This is a genomic window from Streptomyces sp. ActVer (assembly GCF_027270795.1).
GTDB classification, from domain to species: Bacteria; Actinomycetota; Actinomycetes; order Streptomycetales; family Streptomycetaceae; genus Streptomyces; species Streptomyces umbrinus_A.
Map to the genome: position 1 here is coordinate 1 of NZ_JAPWHT010000203.1, position 17,387 is coordinate 17,387.

Below are 17,387 nucleotides of genomic sequence, written 5' to 3' on the forward strand. Positions count from 1 at the left end.
GCGGGCCTCGGACGCTCACGCCTTCGTAGCCGGCCCGCGGTGGTCGGGGCGGCCCGCGTCGGTCCGGAGCGGCCCGCGGGCCCGGGAGGCCTACGTGTTCGTCGTCGGCCTCCCGCCCACCTGTTCCACCGCGCGTGCCCCGGCCCGGCACCCTTCCTCGGCGGCTTTCTCCGGCCGGGTGCCCGCGAGGAGCGCGGCCAGGAAGGCGCCGGTGAAGGCGTCCCCGGCACCCGTGGTGTCGACCGCGGTCGCGGGCACCGCCGGAACCCGGGCCCGGACCTCCCCCGACCGGGCGACCAGCGCTCCGGCCCCGCCCTGTTTGACGACCACCAGCGGGACGTGGCGGCTCAACTTGGCCGCCGCGTCCGCCGGATCGGGCAGACCGGTCAGCAGGCAGGCCTCGTCCCGGCTCGGCAGCAGGACGTCGATGCCCTCGGTGAGCGCGAGGAAGCGGGCCACCCCCAGCTCCGCGAGGAACCCCGCCGACGCGGGATCCACGCTCACCGGCACCCCACGCGCGCGTGCCGACTCCAGCGCCACCGCCACCAGCGCACGGCTCGGCTCGGAGAAGAGCAGATAGCCCGACAGATGCAGTCGGGCGACACCGTCCAGCAGCGACTCCGACCAGTCGCCGGGGGCGAGCCTCATGGACGCGCCGCTGTCCGTGAGGAAGGTGCGCTCCGCCGAAGCGCCCGTGTCCACCAGACAGATCACCGTCCCGGTCGGCGCCTCGGGGTCGATGACCAGGAGGGGGCGCACTCCCGAAGTGGCCAGCTCGCGCTCGTGCCACGCGGCGGAGTCCATGCCCACCTTGCCGAGCAGCCGTACCTCCGTGCCGTCCCGGCGGGCCGCCCAGCACGCGACGTTGGCACCCGCGCCGCCCGGCACGGTCCGGACGGCGGCGGCCGTGTCGGTGCCGGACGCGAGCGGCCCACGGTGCCGGGCGACGACATCCGTGACGACGTCGCCGACGACCAGGAGAGCCCCGCCTGGAGCCCCGGGAGCCTCGCCGGGAGCCCAGTTGGGGCCGCTCGCCCCGGTCACGCGCCTGCCCAGGCCGCCGCGATCCGTCCCGCGAGCCGTACGTTGCCGCGTACCGCCGCCAGATTGGCGCTCAGCGACGCCCCCTCGGTGTGTCGCACCAGGTAGCCGAGGAGGAACGGTGTCACCGCCTGGCCGCTAACGTCCTCCGCCTCGCACGCGTTCAGCGCGTCGGCCAGCACGCGCGCGTGGAGCTCGGGATCGAGCTGCTCCGCCTCCGGCACCGGGTTGGCGACGATCAGCGCCGACTCGGGCCCGTCGAGCGCGTCCTGCGCACGCATGACGGCCGCGACCTCGCCGGGCGACTCCAGGGTCCAGTCCACCGGGTGACCCGAGTCGGACAGATAGAAGCCGGGGAAGCGCGTTGTCCCGTATCCGGCGACCGCGACCCCCAGCGTCTCCAGCCGCTGCAGGGTCGCCGGCACATCCAGGATCGACTTCACCCCCGCGCACACCACCGTGATCCGGGTGCGGGCCAGTAGCCCCAGATCGGCGGACTCGTCCTGCGTCACCGTCCACTCCCGGTGCACGCCGCCGAGCCCGCCCGTCGCGAACACCCGAACGCCCGCCTGCGCGGCCAGCAGCGCGGTCGCGGACACCGTGGTCGCCCCGCTGACCCCCGCGGCGACCGCGAGCGGCAGATCGCGATGCCCGAGCTTGCGGATGCCGTCCTCGTTGGCGACCCGCTCCAGCTGCTCCTTGTCGAGACCCACGTGGGGCTGCCCGTCGAGCACGGCGATCGTCGCGGGAACGGCACCCTCCTGGCGTACGACGTCCTCCAGCTCCAGTGCCACCTGGAGATTGCGCGGACGCGGCAGCCCGTGCGCGATGATCGTGGACTCCAGTGCCACCACGGGCCGCCCCGCGGCGAGCGCCTCCCGTACCTCTTCGGAAACCACCAGCACGCGCGTGCCTCCTGTCTGTCGGTTCTCCCCTCATCCCTGGCGGGCGACGCGCCCGGCCAAACCCTTGCGACCGGCACAACGGGACAGCAGCCTGAGGCCATGACGGACAACTCGACACGTCTCGACCATGTCGTCCTCTGGGTACGCGACCCCGTGGCCTCGGCCGACTTCTACGAGAAGGCGCTGGGCCTTGAGCCCATCAGGGTCACCGAGTTCGCCGCGGGGAAGGCGGCCTTCCCCTCCGTGCGCCTCAACGAGGAGACCATCTTCGACCTCGCGCCCCTGACAATGGCCCCTCGCATGGACGTCGTCCCCGACGCGGCCGCCAGCGCGGGCCATCCGGTCAACCACGTCTGCCTGTCCCTCCCGGGCGAGGACTTCGACGCTCTCCGCGCCCGCCTGGAGGAGCGTGCCGTCCCCCTCTCGGACTTCACCCACGACGCGTACGGCGCCTGCGGAAAGGCGAAGCGGAGCTTCTACTTCCGGGACCCGGACGGGAACGTCTTCGAAGCGCGGCACTACGACTAGCTCTCAGGTCCGAGAGCGGCTCCCGGGCTCGGTGATTCGGGCCGGGGGATCGGACCGGGGAAAGGGGTGTCCACGCGCGCGTGGACACCCCTTCGGCCTTCCGGGCTCGCTCAGACAGGCCTCGCTCCGTTCAGTGCCCCATGCGGGTCGAGGACGTACTTGCGGCTGGCGCCCTGGTCGAACTCGGCGTAGCCGCGCGGAGCGTCCTCCAGGCCGATCACCGTCGCGTTGACGGCCTTGGCGATGTGCACCCGCTCATGAAGGATCGCCTTCATCAGGCCCCGGTGGTACTGCATCACCGGACACTGACCGGTCGTGAAGCGGTGGCTCTTCGCCCACCCCAGACCGAGCCGCACCTTCAGCGTCCCGGTCCGCGCGTCCTGGTCGATCCCGCCGGGGTCGTCCGTGACGTACAGGCCCGGAATGCCGAGCGCGCCACCCGCGCGCGTGATGCCCATCAGCGAGTTGAGGACCGTGGCGGGTGCCTCCGGGGCGTCGGGACCGTGGGCCCGCGCCTCGAAACCGACCGCGTCGACGGCCACGTCAACCTCCGGCTCACCCAGGAGCTGGTCGATCTGCTCGCCCACGTCGCCCCGGCTGACGTCGACCGTCTCGCAGCCGAAACTCCTGGCCTGCGCGAGACGTTCGGCGTTCAGGTCGCCGACGATGACGACGGCGGCGCCCAGCAGCTGCGCCGACGCCGCGGCCGCGAGACCGACCGGCCCCGCCCCGGCGACGTACACCGTCGAGCCGACCCCGGCGCCCGCGGTCACCGCACCGTGGAACCCGGTCGGGAAGATGTCCGACAGCATGGTCAGATCGAGGAGCTTCTCGCGCGCCTGGTCCCGGTCCGGGAACCGCAGCAGGTTGAAGTCCGCGTACGGGACCATGGCGTACTCCGCCTGGCCGCCGGCCCAGCCGCCCATGTCGACATAGCCGTAGGCCGCCCCGGGGCGGGCCGGGTTGACGTTCAGACAGATGCCGGTCTTGCGTTCCTTGCAGTTGCGGCACCGTCCGCATGCGATGTTGAACGGCACCGAGACGATGTCCCCGACCTCGACGAACTCGACGTCCGGGCCTCGCTCCACGACCTCCCCGGTGATTTCGTGCCCGAGGACGAGCCCCTCGGGCGCTGTCGTCCGGCCGCGCACCATGTGCTGGTCGCTGCCGCAGATGTTGCTGGCGAGCACCTTGAGGATGACTCCGTGCCGGCACTTGCGGCCGATGTTCGCGGACGCCACCCCTGGCCCGTCCTGCAGTTCGAGCGTCGGGTAGTCGATGGTCCTGACTTCCACCGCGCCCGGCTTGAGATACGCGACTGCCCGGTTTCCGCTCATACGTGATCGCCGTCCCTTCGGCCCCCGTGACTTCGGATGCCAGTGGCTGTGCGCATGGCGGAGTCTGCTACCGCCGCACCGTTCCGGCCAGCCTTCGCGCGGGTCTCGATGGCTACGTCACGAGGTGGCGGGCCGGCCCCGCGTGAACAGGGCCAGGGCGCCGAGCGGCAGCAGCAGACAGGCGGCGACGAGGTTCAGCCAGCCGTAGCTCGCCTGGGCGACGACGAGGCCGGCCGCCGCGCCGCCGAGACCCGCCGCGGTGTTCATGGTGAGGTCGGACAGGCCCTGTGCGGCGGCGCGCGCGGGTTGCGGCACGGAGTCCGTCAGGAGCGCGGAGCCGGAGACGAGACCGGCCGACCAGCCGAGACCCAGCAGGAAGAGCCCGGCGGCGGTCTGCGTGTGACTGGCGCCCGCCGTGCCCGCGAGCAGCGCCGCGCAGGCCAGCAGCCCCACGGCAAGGCCGATCACCGCCGGCCGTCCGAACCGGTCGGCCAGTCGGCCCATGACGGGCGAGAACGCGAACATGCCCGCGATGTGGATGCTGATGACCAGCCCGATCAGATCGATGCTCGCGCCGTGGTGACCGAGGTCGACCGGTGTCATCGACATGACCGACACCATCGCCGTGTGCGAGACGGCCACGGTCACGAGGGCCAGCCGGGCCCGCGGCGAGGCCCGGACGGCGGCCGCCCCGGCCCGGATGGAACGGGCGGCGGGGGACTGTTCCTCGACCGGCGCCAGCGCACGCGCGGTGAGCAGTGGGTCGGGCCGCAGCAGCACCGCGACCAGGAGCGCCGATATGAGGAAGACCCCGGCCGCCCAGAGGAAGGGGCCCGCCGCCTCCGGTATGCCGAGTCCGGAGACGCTGCGACCGGCGGGCGCGGCGATGTTGGGGCCGAGGACCGCGCCGATCGTCGTGGCCCACACGACGTTCGAGATGGCCCGTGCCCGCCGCTGCGGCTCCGCCAGGTCCGCGGCCGCGAACCGCGCCTGCAGATTCGCGGACGAGGCCGCGCCGAACCCCGCCATGCCGAGCAGCAACAGCGGAAAGTTGTCCATCGCCGCGGCGACCACGACGATCCCCGCCCCCAACGCTCCGATGAGGTACGCCAGCACGAGCCCCGGCCGACGGCCGCGCGCGGTCATCAGCGCTGCGAGCGGCACGGAGAGCACGGCCGTCCCCGTGACCGTCGCGGTGGGTGCCAGCCCGGCCAACGACTCGGTGCCGGCGACCTTCTGGGCCAGTACGACCGCGAGCGCGATGCCCGTGGCCACACCGAGCCCGCCGAGGATCTGGCTGGCGACGAGCACGGCGGATATCCGGCGCCGCAGAGCCGGCAGTGCCTCCGCGTCGACAGGCCCGGCGACCGGCCGCTCGACGGCGGTCACCGAGACCGGCCCGGGGCGCCGCAGTCGAACGGGCATACGGTGCCTGGCCCTGCGGACCGCGCCATTTCGGACACATGCCCGCGGATGATCGATGTGGTCACCGGCGCATCCTCCCCCTTGTCCTGAGCTCAGGACACCCTCACGACAACAGCGGCCGCGCCCCCACTTCCGAGCGCTTCGAGGCACCCCTCATCGCGGAGGCACCTTCATCACGGAGTCATCCTCAGCACCGAGGCCCCCTCAGAACAACGGCTCCGGCAGCACCCCTTCCAGCGCCAGCAGCTTCCGCTTGGTCTCCAGGCCGCCCCCGAACCCGCCGATCCCGCCGTCACTCTCCACCACCCGGTGGCACGGCACGACGACCGGCAGCGGATTGGCGCCCATGGCCATGCCCACGGCCTGGGCCGCCCCCGGCTGGCCGACCCGCCGGGCCAGGTCGCCGTACCCCACCACGGAGCCGTACGGAACGCCGGACGCCAGCTCGCGCAGCACCTGGCGGTTGAACCCGGAGATCAGGGACCAGTCCAGCGGCAGCTCGAAGTCCTTGCGCTCGCCCGCGAAGTACGCCGCGATCTGACGTATCGCCTCGGCCAGGAGCGGGGACTCCGGTGCCTCGACGGGGTCCGTGCCGAACCGGGATCCGAGCCGGTCGAGGGTCTTGTCGCGCACCGCGTCCGTGGCGTGGAAACCGACGCTGACCAGGCCTTCGCCGGTCGCGGCCAGCAGCAGCGGACCGATGTCGCTGTCGATGACGGCCCACACCACTCGCTGCTCGTTCTGCCCATGGCTGTCCATGCGCTCCACGGTACGGCGCACCACTGACAACGCCGGTGGCACGGACGCATGCGAGCGTCCGTGCCACCGGCGGGAGCTGGTGCAGGCGGGTTCAGCGCTCGTTCAGTGCCTCCCGCACCACGTCCGGCTTGTTCGTGATGATGCCGTCCACGCCGAAGCCCGCGACGCGCCGCGCGTCCTCTGCGGTGTCGACGGTCCAGGTGGAGATCTCCAGCGGCTTGCCGTGCGGTCCTTCGAGCGCGTGGATCGCGGTGACGTAGTCGAGGGAGATCGTGGTGTGCGACGAGTTGATCTGGTCGGCGAACCGCGCGTACGCGGGCAGCTCCGCGACCGATGGCGTACCCAGGAAGCCCGTCTTGATGTCCGGCCTCAGCGCGCGCACGGCCCGAATGCTGTCCGCGCTGAAACTCTGTACGACCAGCTTGCTCCGAACGTGGGCCGGACCGAGCCAGCCCTCGTTGCTGAGGACCTTGAGGGTCTCCCGCTCGATGCCCGGGTAGAGCGCGGGATTCTTGATCTCCAGGACGAGCTTCTGGTGATTGCGTGAAACCCGGTTCATGTACTGCGTCAGGGTCGGTACGCGCGCGCCCGCGAACCGGGGGCTGAACCAGCTGCCCGCGTCGAGGCGCGCGATCTCCGCTGCCGTGAAGTCCTTGACCTTCCAGGGGGCCCGCCCGGGGAAGACCTCCTCGACGTCGGTCGTGCGGGTCAGACTGTCGTCGTGGATCACCACGAGCTCGCCGTCCTTGGTGCGCTGGACGTCGTTCTCGACCCAGCGGAACCCGAGGTCGTCGGCCTTGTCGATGGCGGCCAGGGTGTTCTCGGGGGCGTAGGCCGAGGCGCCGCGGTGGGCGATCACCTGAGTCCGGTCGGTGTCCGGCGCGGCGTGGGCGGTGGGTGCGGGGAGAACAACGACAGCGGCTCCCAGGAGCGCGGTGGTCGTGGCGGCGGCAGCGCGCGCGTGCATGCGTACTCCTTGCGTCTGTGTTCACGGACCGTCCTAGAGTGACAGCAGAGGGTCAACAGTAGGGGGGTGCAGGATGGCCACAGATTGAATGGAGTTGCCCATGTCCGATCACGCGTGCCGCACAAGTGCGGCAAGGCCGTGATTCTTTGCCGGAAAATCGTTCGAGCGTTCCGGGGCGAGTCATACTCTCTGCGTCAACCCTGACCGCCGTGGCGGTCCTGGGACGGGGGCATCTCACGAATTTCCGGGACTGAACAGGGCGGAAGGGCAACCGCGCATGCAGGGCACGATCGACGGATTCAGCTACGGACTCGTCACGCCGCTGGTGGCGTACCTGATGGCCTGCCTCGGTGGAGCGCTCGGTCTGCGCTGCACCACGAGATCGATGCTCGTCACCCGCTCCTGGCGACCGGGCTGGCTCGCCCTCGGCTCGGCGGCGATCGGTTCCGGCATATGGACCATGCACTTCATCGCGATGATGGGTTTCTCCGTCCAGGAAACCCCGGTCCGTTACGACAAACTGACGACGTTCGCGAGCCTCGGCGTCGCGATCGTCATGGTCGGTATCGGAATCTTCATCGTCGGCTACAAGGGAGCCTCCGGAACGGCCCTGTTCACAGGGGGCACCATCACCGGCCTGGGTATCGCCTCGATGCACTACCTGGGTATGGCCGGAATGCGACTCAACGGAAGGCTCGAGTACAACACCTTCACCGTTTCCGCCTCGGTCGTCATAGCCGTCGTCGCCGCGATCGCGGCCCTGTGGGCGGCGGGTCAGGTCCGCGGCTTCATGTGGAGCGTGGGCGCGAGCCTCGTCATGGGTCTCGCCGTCAGCGGCATGCACTACACCGGCATGGCCGCCCTCAACGTCCATCTGCACGGCGCCGCCAGCACCCCGTCCGGGGAATCCCCCGCGACCCTGCTGGCCCCCCTGATGGTCGGCCCGCTGGCCTTCCTGCTGCTGGCCGGCGTCGTCGTGATGTTCGACCCGCTGATGGTCATGGGCAAGCCCGACTGGAGCCCCGCCGAGCAGAAGCCCGGCATCCCGGCCCACACCGTCCGTCACACCGGCCGCCGGTCCGTGCCCGGCCCGCGCCGGAGCTCCCGGCGCACCGGCTCCCGCACCCCGCAGAACTGGTGACGCGACCCCGTTGTCAGTGCGGGGTCGTACGGTGGAACCCATGCGGCCCGTATCCAAGATCGAACGCACGGTGGCGCCCTTCGAGGTCGTCAGCCCCTACCAGCCCAGCGGCGACCAGCCCGCTGCCATCGCCGACCTCGAGCGGCGTATCCGCGCAGGTGAGAAGGACGTGGTCCTGCTCGGCGCGACCGGCACCGGCAAGTCCGCCACCACCGCGTGGATGATCGAGAAGCTCCAGCGCCCCACTCTTGTGATGGCACCGAACAAGACGCTGGCCGCCCAGCTGGCCAACGAGTTCCGCGAGCTGCTGCCGAACAACGCCGTCGAGTACTTCGTCTCGTACTACGACTACTACCAGCCCGAGGCGTACGTCCCGCAGTCGGACACCTACATCGAGAAGGACTCCTCGATCAACGAGGAGGTGGAGCGCCTGCGCCACTCCGCGACCAACTCGCTGCTCACCCGCCGGGACGTCGTCGTGGTCGCCTCGGTCTCCTGCATCTACGGCCTGGGTACGCCGCAGGAGTACGTGGACCGCATGGTCAACCTCAAGATCGGCGACGAGATCGACCGGGACGACCTCCTGCGCCGCTTCGTCGACATCCAGTACACGCGCAACGACCTGGCCTTCACCCGCGGCACGTTCCGCGTCCGCGGCGACACCATCGAGATCTTCCCGGTCTACGAAGAGCTGGCCGTCCGCATCGAGATGTTCGGCGACGAGATCGAGGCCCTCTCCACGCTGCACCCGCTCACCGGCGAGATCATCAGCGACGACCAGCAGCTGTACATCTTCCCGGCCACGCACTACGTCGCGGGGCCCGAGCGCCTGGAGCGCGCCGCCAACGACATCGAGAAGGAACTGGGCGAGCGTCTCTCGGAGCTGGAGAAGCAGGGCAAGCTCCTGGAGGCCCAGCGGCTGCGGATGCGCACGACGTACGACCTCGAAATGCTCCGCCAGATCGGCTCCTGCTCGGGCGTAGAGAACTACTCGATGCACTTCGACGGACGCGAGCCCGGCTCCCCGCCGAACACGCTGATCGACTACTTTCCGGACGACTTCCTGCTCGTCATCGACGAGTCGCACGTCACGGTCCCGCAGATCGGCGCGATGTACGAGGGCGACGCCTCCCGTAAGCGCACCCTCGTCGACCACGGCTTCCGGCTGCCGTCCGCCCTGGACAACCGCCCCCTGAAGTGGGAGGAGTTCCAGGAGCGCATCGGCCAGGCCGTCTACCTGTCGGCGACGCCGGGCAAGTACGAGCTCTCGCGCGGGGACGGCTTCGTCGAGCAGATCATCCGCCCCACCGGCCTCATCGACCCCGAGGTCGTCGTCAAGCCCACCGAGGGCCAGATCGACGACCTGGTGCACGAGATCCGCAAGCGCACCGAGAAGGACGAGCGCGTCCTGGTCACCACCCTCACCAAGAAGATGGCCGAGGACCTCACCGACTACTTCCTCGAACTGGGCATCCAGGTCCGCTATCTGCACAGCGACGTCGACACGCTGCGCCGGGTCGAGCTGCTGCGCGAGCTGCGGGCCGGCGAGTTCGACGTCCTCGTCGGCATCAACCTCCTCAGGGAGGGCCTCGACCTGCCCGAGGTCTCCCTGGTGTCGATCCTCGACGCCGACAAGGAGGGCTTCCTGCGCTCCGGCACCTCCCTGATCCAGACCATCGGCCGCGCCGCCCGCAACGTGTCCGGTCAGGTCCACATGTACGCCGACAAGATCACCCCGGCGATGGAGAAGGCCATCGAGGAGACCAACCGCCGCCGGGAGAAGCAGGTCGCGTACAACACGGAGAGGGGCATCGACCCGCAGCCCCTCCGTAAGAAGATCAACGACATCGTGGCGCAGATCGCCCGCGAGGACGTCGACACCGAGCAGCTGCTCGGCTCGGGCTACCGCAAGTCCAAGGACGGCAAGAGCGCCAAGGCCCCCGTGCCCGCGCTCGGCACGAAGGCCGCCAAGTCCGCCAAGGGCAAGGCCAAGGAGACCGTCCCGACTGACCGGCCCGCGGCGGAACTCGCCGGGCAGATCGAGGAGATGACGGAGCGGATGCGCGCGGCCGCCGCGAACCTGCAGTTCGAGATCGCCGCGAGGTTGCGTGACGAGGTCTCGGAGATGAAGAAGGAACTGCGACAGATGAAGGAAGCCGGTATCGCCTAATGGGAGCTGCCGGGTCGGAGAGACTCGGTGCCGTAGCCGCCAGCAGGTGAGCACTTCCATCGCCGGAAGCAGTCGAGTTCTGGTGTCAGACTGTGCCCCTGCTGGTCGGCCGGGAGGCCAGACCGCTGATGGGGTGGCGTGCCCGCCGGGCAGTGGGGCGTGAGCACTGGATCCATTAGGCCGCGCGCCGCCTTCCGCGGGCTGCAGGAAGCGAAGTGCCGTGCAAGGAGGGAAAGTTGCTGCTGATCGGCGATGACTGGGCCGAAGACCATCACGACGTCGAGGTCCAGGACGAGGCAGGCCGGAAACTCGCTGCGGCGAGGCTGTCCGAGGGCGTGCAGGCGTTCGCCGCCCTGCGCGCCTCCCCCGGCGCCCGCCGCTACTACGACAAACAGCGAGCACGCGAGGCCGGCTACAACCCCGCCCTCCGTCAGGCCGGCAACCGCCTGGTCGCACCACGAACACACCCACGCCGCTTGACACCAAACGACATGGGGTGTCTGACACCCGGAGTGGCGCGCTGTGTTGCAAGACCGACACAAAGTGTGCACCAGGGTTCGGCGCTGTCAGTGGCTCTGCGTAGGGTTGCTGGTCAACCGCAGGACTCTGCGGCAACAGGGGACAGTTCGAGAGGGGAACAGCGCGTGACGGTCAACATGACCAAGGGTCAGGCCATCAGTCTGCAGAAGAACGACGGAGGCACGCTGACCGCGGTCCGCATGGGGCTCGGCTGGCAGGCCGCCCCGCGACGTGGCCTGTTCGGCTCTCGCACCCGTGAGATCGACCTCGACGCGTCCGCCGTGCTGTTCGCGGACAAGCAGCCGGTCGACGTGGTGTTCTTCCGCCACCTCGTCAGCGACGACGGCTCCGTGCGCCACACCGGTGACAACCTCGTCGGCGGCGTGGGCCAGGGCGGCGACGACGAGGCGATCCTCGTCGACCTCGCGCGTATCCCGGTCCACATCGACCAGATCGTCTTCACCGTGAACTCGTTCACGGGCCAGACCTTCCAGGAGGTGCAGGACGCGTTCTGCCGCCTGGTCGACGAGACCAACGGCCAGGAGCTGGCCCGCTACACGCTGGCCGGCGGCGGCCAGTACACGGCGCAGATCATGGCGAAGGTCCACCGTGCGGGCGCGGGCTGGCAGATGACCGCTCTCGGTACGCCGGCCAACGGCCGCACCTTCCAGGACCTGATGCCGGCGATCCTGCCGCACCTGTAGGCAGCCCGGCACCCGGCGCACGAGTACATAGGGGGAACGAAGGCGATGACGGCTGAGCTGGTCCGGGGGCAGAACCACCCGCTGCCCCAGGCCCGACTTGAGATCCGGGTGTCGGCCGGAAAACCGATCGTGGCCGGGGCCACACTCAGCGACGAACAGGGCACGGTGCACGGTGTCGAGTGGGTGGCCCATCCGGGCTCACCCACTCTGCCCGGCCTCGAGGTCTCCAAGCAGGCGGCGGCCGACCACCGCCTCGCGTGCGACCTGGATGCCCTGCCCGAGTCGGTGCACCGGGTCAGCGTGATGCTCGCGCTGCCGTCCGGAGGCAGCGGGCCGCTCAGGTTCGGCTCCGTCGCCGCGCCCTTCGTCGCGGTCACCGGACTCGACGGCTCCGAGGTCGCCAGCTACACGATCACGGGGCTCGACGCCGAGTCGGCCGTCGTCGCACTGGAGCTCTACCGCAGGCAGGGTGCCTGGAAGGTCCGCGCCGTGGGCCAGGGATACGCGGGCGGCCTCGCCGAACTCCTCGCCGACCAGGGCCTGCCCCAGGCCCGCCAACTCGCGGGCAGCATCAACGAAGCGGTCGCCCAGGGCCTCGCCCGTTCGGTGGCCGCACCCCCGCCGCGGACGTCGGAGGGCGACCGCTCGCGGCACGCCGCGACCCCGGCGCTCGGCCAGAACCAGGGCGGAGCCACACCCCAGGGCGCCCCCGGCCACGTATCACCGCCGCACGGACACCCGGGCGGGCCCGGACACACGGCGCCCGGCACTCCCGGGCACGCCACACCGCAGGGCGGCCACCCCGGAGGACCCGCACAGCCGGACCCGTCCGCGGTCACCCAGCCCGCCGGAGCAGGCGGACCCGTCAACTACAGCCACCCGGGACGGCAGGCCGCCGCGCCTCCCCCGCCCCCGCCGACAGCGCCCCCGGCCCAGCCGGGACAGCCCGCGCAGCCCGTCGCGGGCGACGCGACCGGCTGGTCCATGGAGGAGCGCCTGTACAACCAGGTGTGGGGCATGTTCGAGGACCTGGCCCGAGCCACGGCCGCGTACCGCAGTGCGGTCGACTTCGCCGAGTCGCGGATGGAACAGGAGCTCGACAAGGTCCTGTCCGACCCGCGCAGCCGCATCGGAGGACAGGGCGACGCGGCGCGTGAGGCCGCTCGCGCCAAGCACTCCCAGCTCATCGACCGGGCCAGGGAGGCCCTCGACCGCGACCTCGCTCAGCTCACCGCCGAGGCAGAGGTCGTCGAGCCCGCGCTGCCGCCCGCCTTCGCGCGCTGGGACAACCCCGTCTGGCACGGCTACCGGGTCCCGATGGAGATCCCCATGGCCCTGCGCCTGGGCGACCTCCATCTGCCCGAGAGCGCGGGCCTGAGCATTCCGATGCTGGTGCGGCTTCCGCTGGAGCGCGGTCTGTGGATCGACAGCGGACGCTCCGGATCATTCGACGGCTCGATCGCCGACTCCGACGACCTGCGCCGCCTCGGCATGGACACCGCTGTGGCGATAGCGGCCCGGCTCCTCGCCGTCTACCCGGCAGGCGAGTACACGCTGCATGTCATCGACCCGGCGGGCTCCGGCGCCTCGTCCCTTGCGCCCCTCGTGCAGACCGGCGTGCTCAACGGCCCGCCCGCCACCGGTGCCGCCGGGGTGACCGACGTACTGGCCCGGCTCACGCAGCGCGTCGATCTCGTACAGATGGCGATCCGCGGCGGCGCGGCCGACTCCCTGCCGCCCGACCTCGACCCGGCCGAGCAACTGCTGATCGTCAACGACTTCCCGCACGGCTTCGACGACCGTGCCGTGACCCAGCTGCGTTATCTCGCGGACGAGGGCCCGGCCGTCGGCGTCCACCTCATGCTGGTCGCCGACCGGGAGGACGCCACCGCCTACGGGCCGCTGCTCGACCCGCTGTGGCGCTCGCTGCTCCGGCTCACGCCCACGCCCGACGACCACCTCGCCGACCCGTGGGTCGGACACGCGTGGACCTACGATCCCTCGCGCGTCCCGGCGGGCAGCCAGGTGCTCCAGCACGTCCTCACCCAGGTTGCGGCGGCCCGCCGGTCCTGGAACCGCTGAGGCTCCGCGCACCCTTTGCCAAGAGTTCTTCAAGTCGCCTGACCAGCACTTTTGGATCTTCTTTTACCAATCTCTTTACCTTTCCTTGGTGATTGGGGTACTGTCGTCCGTGCGGAGGGGAGTACTCCCTACCTACTGCGGCGTACCCGTCAATACGGATCTGGTTCAGATCCCGGGGCGTCGGCCCGAGTGCACCGGGCGCATCACGCGCCCCACCTGCATCGGGTGGAAGAGACCTCCGGCAGCGACGACGCTGACACTTGCCGTTACGTACTGCCGGAGGCGCAGTGGATGTTTCCGTGACCCTTTGGGTCCTGACGATCGTGGGCCTCGCCGCCCTCATCGCGGTCGATTTCTTCATCGGCCGCAAGCCGCACGACGTATCAATCAAGGAAGCCGGAATCTGGACGATCGTCTGGATCGTCCTGGCCGGGCTGTTCGGTCTCGGACTGCTCGTCTTCTCCGGCGGCCAGCCCTCGGGAGAGTTCTTCGCCGGCTTCATCACCGAGAAGTCGCTGAGCGTCGACAACCTCTTCGTCTTCGTCCTGATCATGGCGAAGTTCTCGGTGCCGTCCCAGTATCAGCAGCGGGTGCTGCTGGTCGGTGTGCTCATAGCCCTCGTCCTGCGCGCGATATTCATCGCCGCGGGCGCCGCGATCCTCGCGAGCTTCGCGTGGGTGTTCTACATCTTCGGCGCGTTCCTCATCTACACCGCCTGGAAGCTGATCCAGGAGGCAAGGGCCGACGAGTCGGACGAGGACTGGGAGGAGAACAAGCTCCTCAAGGCCGCCGAGAAGCGCTTCGGAGTCGCCGACCGCTACCACGGCACCAAGCTGTGGATCCAGCAGAACGGCAAGCGGGTCATGACGCCGATGCTGGTCGTCATGCTGGCGATCGGCACCACCGACGTGCTCTTCGCACTCGACTCGATCCCGGCGATCTTCGGCCTGACGCAGGACCCGTACATCGTCTTCACGGCCAACGCGTTCGCGCTGATGGGTCTGCGGCAGCTGTACTTCCTGATCGGCGGACTCCTGAGGAAGCTGGTCCACCTCAGCTACGGCCTGTCGGTGATCCTCGGCTTCATCGGCGTCAAGCTCGTGCTGCACGCGCTGCACGAGTCCGGCGTCCGCGTCCCGGAGATCTCCACCCCGGTCTCCCTCGGCGTGATCTGCGCGGTCCTGGTGGTCACCACGATCACCAGCCTGATGGCCTCCAAGAAGCAGGCGGCGGCCGAGGCGGCGCAGAGCGACGACGAAGGCGCTCCGAAGGACAGCATCGAGGCCTGACCACGTCGGACGTAGAGACAACCAGCACCGGGAGCGGCCCGCGGCGAATTGCCGACCACCGCTCCCGGTGCTTGCTTGTTTCCTGAGCGCGTTTCCCGGCCCGGGGACGCCGTGGCCGGATGGAGACACCGATGAAGTTCGTGCAGATCATCGACTTCGAGACCGAGCGCCTGGACGAGATGCAGCAGCTGCTCAAGCAAGCCGGGGAGCGCAACGCCGGCAGCCCGGGTGGTCCCACGCACCACACGCTCCTGCAGGACCGCGACAACCCCCGCCGCTATCTGGCCCTCATCGAATTCGATTCGTACGAGGAGGCCATGCGCAACAGCGACGACCCCGAGACGGCCAAGCTGGCGGAGCAACTGGGCGCGCTGTGCATCGGCGAGCGCGTCTACACCAACTGCGACGTACGGGAGATGGGCGAGCTCAAGTAGCCCATGCGCCGCCTGAACAGGCCCCGCGCGACCGGAGTGCGGGGCCCGTTCACCTCTGCGACGATCGCTGCATGATCGCTCGGCTCCGGTCGCTCCTGACACAGTGGACGGCCGTCGTGCCCGCGCTGGCGGTCGTTCTGCTGGTCTTCACCTGGGGCCGCGATCTGCCCGGCGCCGTCGTCGCCGTGGTGACGCTGGTACTGGCCGGGGCCGTGCTGGCAGCCGTCCACCACGCCGAGGTCGTCGCGCACCGGGTCGGCGAACCCTTCGGCTCACTGGTCCTCGCCGTCGCCGTCACGATCATCGAGGTCGCGCTGATCGTCACCCTGATGGCGGACGGCGGCGACAAGAGCTCCACACTCGCCCGCGACACCGTCTTCGCGGCCGTGATGATCACCTGCAACGGCATCGTCGGCCTCAGCCTGCTCGTCGCCTCACTGCGGCACGGACTCGCCGTCTTCAACGCGGAGGGCACCGGCGCAGCCCTCGCCACGGTCGCGACGCTGGCCACGCTCAGCCTGGTGCTGCCGACCTTCACCACCAGCAAGCCGGGCCCCGAGTTCTCCACCGCCCAGCTCACCTTCGCCGCCCTGTCCTCGCTCGTCCTCTACGGCCTGTTCGTGGCGACCCAGACCGTGCGGCACCGTGACTACTTCCTGCCCATCACCCGGCAGGGCGAGGTCATCGACGCCGACGACCATGCCGACGCCCCGTCCTCCAGAAGCGCAGGCATCAGCCTGGGACTCCTGGGTCTGGCCCTCGTCGGCGTGGTCGGTCTCGCGAAGGGCGTGTCGCCCACCATCGAGTCCGGGGTGGAGGCGGCCGGCATGCCGCACTCCGTGGTCGGCGTGATCATCGCCCTGCTCGTCCTGCTCCCCGAGACGATCGCCGCACTGCGCTCCGCCCGCCGCGACCGGGTGCAGACCAGCCTGAACCTCGCCCTCGGCTCGGCGATGGCCAGCATCGGCCTCACCATCCCCGCCGTGGCCGTCGCCTCCATCTGGCTCTCCGGCCCGCTCGTCCTCGGCCTCGGCGCCACCCACATGGTCCTGCTCGCCCTGACCGTGGTGGTCAGCTCCCTCACCGTGGTCCCCGGCCGAGCCACCCCACTCCAGGGCGGCGTCCACCTGGTCCTGTTCGCGGCTTACTTGGAACTCGCGATCAACCCGTAGGCCAGCATGTCCGTGGGCGCCGGGCCAGGGCCCCGAAGGGGCGCGGGGAACTGCGCGACCAGCCACAGACATCCCGCACTCGCCACGGAACCTGTCTTCCGAGCTCTTGGGCGTATCAGTGAACCCAACGAGGGCTCACCCCGTGGCCGGCTCCGGGGCCACAACAGCCACCGGCCGAGTCTCCGGCAGCAACGCGAAGCACCCCAGGCTGAGCAGCGCGATGCCCGTCAGATAGGCGGCCACGCCCCAGGGAACCCGCCCGCTCTGCTCCGCGACCGCCGTGGCCACGATCGGCGTGAGCGCGCCCCCGAGCACACCGCCCAGGTTGTAGCCCACGGCCGCACCGGTGCACCGCACCCGCGGCTCGTACAGCTCCGGCAGATACGCGGCGATCACGCCGAACATCGTCACGAACGCGATCAGCGCAACCAGGAATCCGAGGAACATCAGCAGCGGCTCGCCCGTCGACAGCAGCGCGATCATCGGGAACATCCACAGGGTGGTGGCCGCGCAGCCCGCGAGGCACAGCGGCCGCCGTCCGTAGCGGTCGCCGAGAATCGCCACCAGGGGAGTCAGCGCGCCCTTCACCACGACGGCCGCCATGATGCAGGCCAGCATCACCGTACGGCTCACCCCGAGCCTCTCGGTCGCGTAGGCGAGGGACCAGGTCGTCACCGCGTAGAACACCGCGTATCCGATCGCGAGCGCCCCCGCCGTCAGCAGGACGAGCCGCCAGTGCTCGCGCACGACCTCGGCGAGCGGCACGCGCGCGTGCTCGCGCAGTTCGAGGAACTGGGGGCTCTCCGTCAGGGAGGAGCGCAGCCACAGCCCCGCCGCCGCGAGCACGCCCGCCGCCCAGAACGGCACCCGCCATCCCCAGCTCGCGAGCTGTGCGTCGGAGAGGGACGCCGACA

The 17,387-nt window shown here is 70.3% G+C and carries 15 protein-coding genes; 8 read left to right on the forward strand and 7 right to left on the reverse strand.

Annotation, left to right across the window (positions count from 1 at the left end):
* Nucleotides 1–90 precede the first annotated feature (90 nt).
* Nucleotides 91–1,044: a carbohydrate kinase family protein gene (locus O3Q52_RS28960; RefSeq protein WP_269651642.1), complete on the reverse strand. Its 954-nt coding sequence runs from the start codon at nucleotides 1,042–1,044 to the stop codon at nucleotides 91–93.
* Nucleotides 1,041–1,946: a pseudouridine-5'-phosphate glycosidase gene (locus O3Q52_RS28965; RefSeq protein WP_269651643.1), complete on the reverse strand. Its 906-nt coding sequence runs from the start codon at nucleotides 1,944–1,946 to the stop codon at nucleotides 1,041–1,043. Before O3Q52_RS28965 ends, O3Q52_RS28960 begins: the two co-directional genes overlap by 4 nt.
* A gap of 99 nt (nucleotides 1,947–2,045) precedes the next feature.
* On the opposite strand from O3Q52_RS28965, the gene O3Q52_RS28970 reads away from it, so the two are divergent.
* Nucleotides 2,046–2,474 (forward strand): VOC family protein, encoded by a 429-nt coding sequence (locus tag O3Q52_RS28970; RefSeq protein WP_269651644.1) that lies wholly within the window; start codon nucleotides 2,046–2,048, stop codon nucleotides 2,472–2,474.
* 110 nt (nucleotides 2,475–2,584) lie between these two features.
* On the opposite strand, the gene fdhA is transcribed toward O3Q52_RS28970, so the two are convergent.
* From fdhA to O3Q52_RS28990, 4 genes are all read right to left on the reverse strand, one after another.
* A complete protein-coding gene (gene fdhA, locus O3Q52_RS28975) occupies nucleotides 2,585–3,811 on the reverse strand; it encodes a formaldehyde dehydrogenase, glutathione-independent (RefSeq protein WP_269651645.1) in 1,227 nt (408 codons plus the stop codon).
* Between the two features lie 117 nt (nucleotides 3,812–3,928).
* On the reverse strand, nucleotides 3,929–5,236 hold the full coding sequence (locus O3Q52_RS28980) for an MFS transporter (protein WP_269651646.1): 1,308 nt from the start codon (nucleotides 5,234–5,236) through the stop codon (nucleotides 3,929–3,931).
* A gap of 204 nt (nucleotides 5,237–5,440) precedes the next feature.
* Nucleotides 5,441–5,995: a methylated-DNA--[protein]-cysteine S-methyltransferase gene (locus O3Q52_RS28985; protein WP_269651647.1), complete on the reverse strand. Its 555-nt coding sequence runs from the start codon at nucleotides 5,993–5,995 to the stop codon at nucleotides 5,441–5,443.
* Between the two features lie 91 nt (nucleotides 5,996–6,086).
* Entirely contained in the window at nucleotides 6,087–6,962 is an 876-nt protein-coding gene (locus O3Q52_RS28990) for a glycerophosphodiester phosphodiesterase family protein (RefSeq protein WP_269651648.1), read from the reverse strand.
* 277 nt (nucleotides 6,963–7,239) lie between these two features.
* Between O3Q52_RS28990 and O3Q52_RS28995 the strand changes: the two genes are divergently transcribed.
* The 7 genes from O3Q52_RS28995 to O3Q52_RS29025 all read left to right on the forward strand — a co-directional run bounded on the left by O3Q52_RS28995 (nucleotide 7,240) and on the right by O3Q52_RS29025 (nucleotide 16,473).
* Nucleotides 7,240–8,103 (forward strand): MHYT domain-containing protein, encoded by an 864-nt coding sequence (locus O3Q52_RS28995; RefSeq protein ID WP_269651649.1) that lies wholly within the window; start codon nucleotides 7,240–7,242, stop codon nucleotides 8,101–8,103.
* Nucleotides 8,104–8,143: 40 nt separating this feature from the next.
* Nucleotides 8,144–10,273, forward strand: a complete 2,130-nt coding sequence (gene uvrB / locus O3Q52_RS29000) for an excinuclease ABC subunit UvrB (RefSeq protein ID WP_269651650.1) — start codon at nucleotides 8,144–8,146, stop codon at nucleotides 10,271–10,273.
* Nucleotides 10,274–10,917: 644 nt separating this feature from the next.
* Nucleotides 10,918–11,496: a TerD family protein gene (locus tag O3Q52_RS29005; RefSeq protein WP_055615261.1), complete on the forward strand. Its 579-nt coding sequence runs from the start codon at nucleotides 10,918–10,920 to the stop codon at nucleotides 11,494–11,496.
* Between the two features lie 45 nt (nucleotides 11,497–11,541).
* On the forward strand, nucleotides 11,542–13,578 hold the full coding sequence (locus tag O3Q52_RS29010; protein ID WP_269651651.1) for a TerD family protein: 2,037 nt from the start codon (nucleotides 11,542–11,544) through the stop codon (nucleotides 13,576–13,578).
* Between the two features lie 287 nt (nucleotides 13,579–13,865).
* On the forward strand, nucleotides 13,866–14,867 hold the full coding sequence (locus O3Q52_RS29015) for a TerC family protein (protein WP_269651652.1): 1,002 nt from the start codon (nucleotides 13,866–13,868) through the stop codon (nucleotides 14,865–14,867).
* A 131-nt stretch (nucleotides 14,868–14,998) separates the two neighbouring features.
* Entirely contained in the window at nucleotides 14,999–15,301 is a 303-nt protein-coding gene (locus tag O3Q52_RS29020; RefSeq protein ID WP_269651653.1) for a hypothetical protein, read from the forward strand.
* A gap of 71 nt (nucleotides 15,302–15,372) precedes the next feature.
* Nucleotides 15,373–16,473 carry a calcium:proton antiporter gene (locus tag O3Q52_RS29025; protein ID WP_269651654.1) on the forward strand — a complete coding sequence of 367 codons (1,101 nt, stop codon included), beginning with the start codon at nucleotides 15,373–15,375 and terminating at the stop codon, nucleotides 16,471–16,473.
* Nucleotides 16,474–16,608: 135 nt separating this feature from the next.
* Here the strand turns inward: O3Q52_RS29025 and O3Q52_RS29030 are convergent.
* Nucleotides 16,609–17,387, reverse strand: a 779-nt coding sequence (locus tag O3Q52_RS29030; RefSeq protein ID WP_269651655.1) for an MFS transporter, incomplete at its 5' end; no start/stop codon positions are given.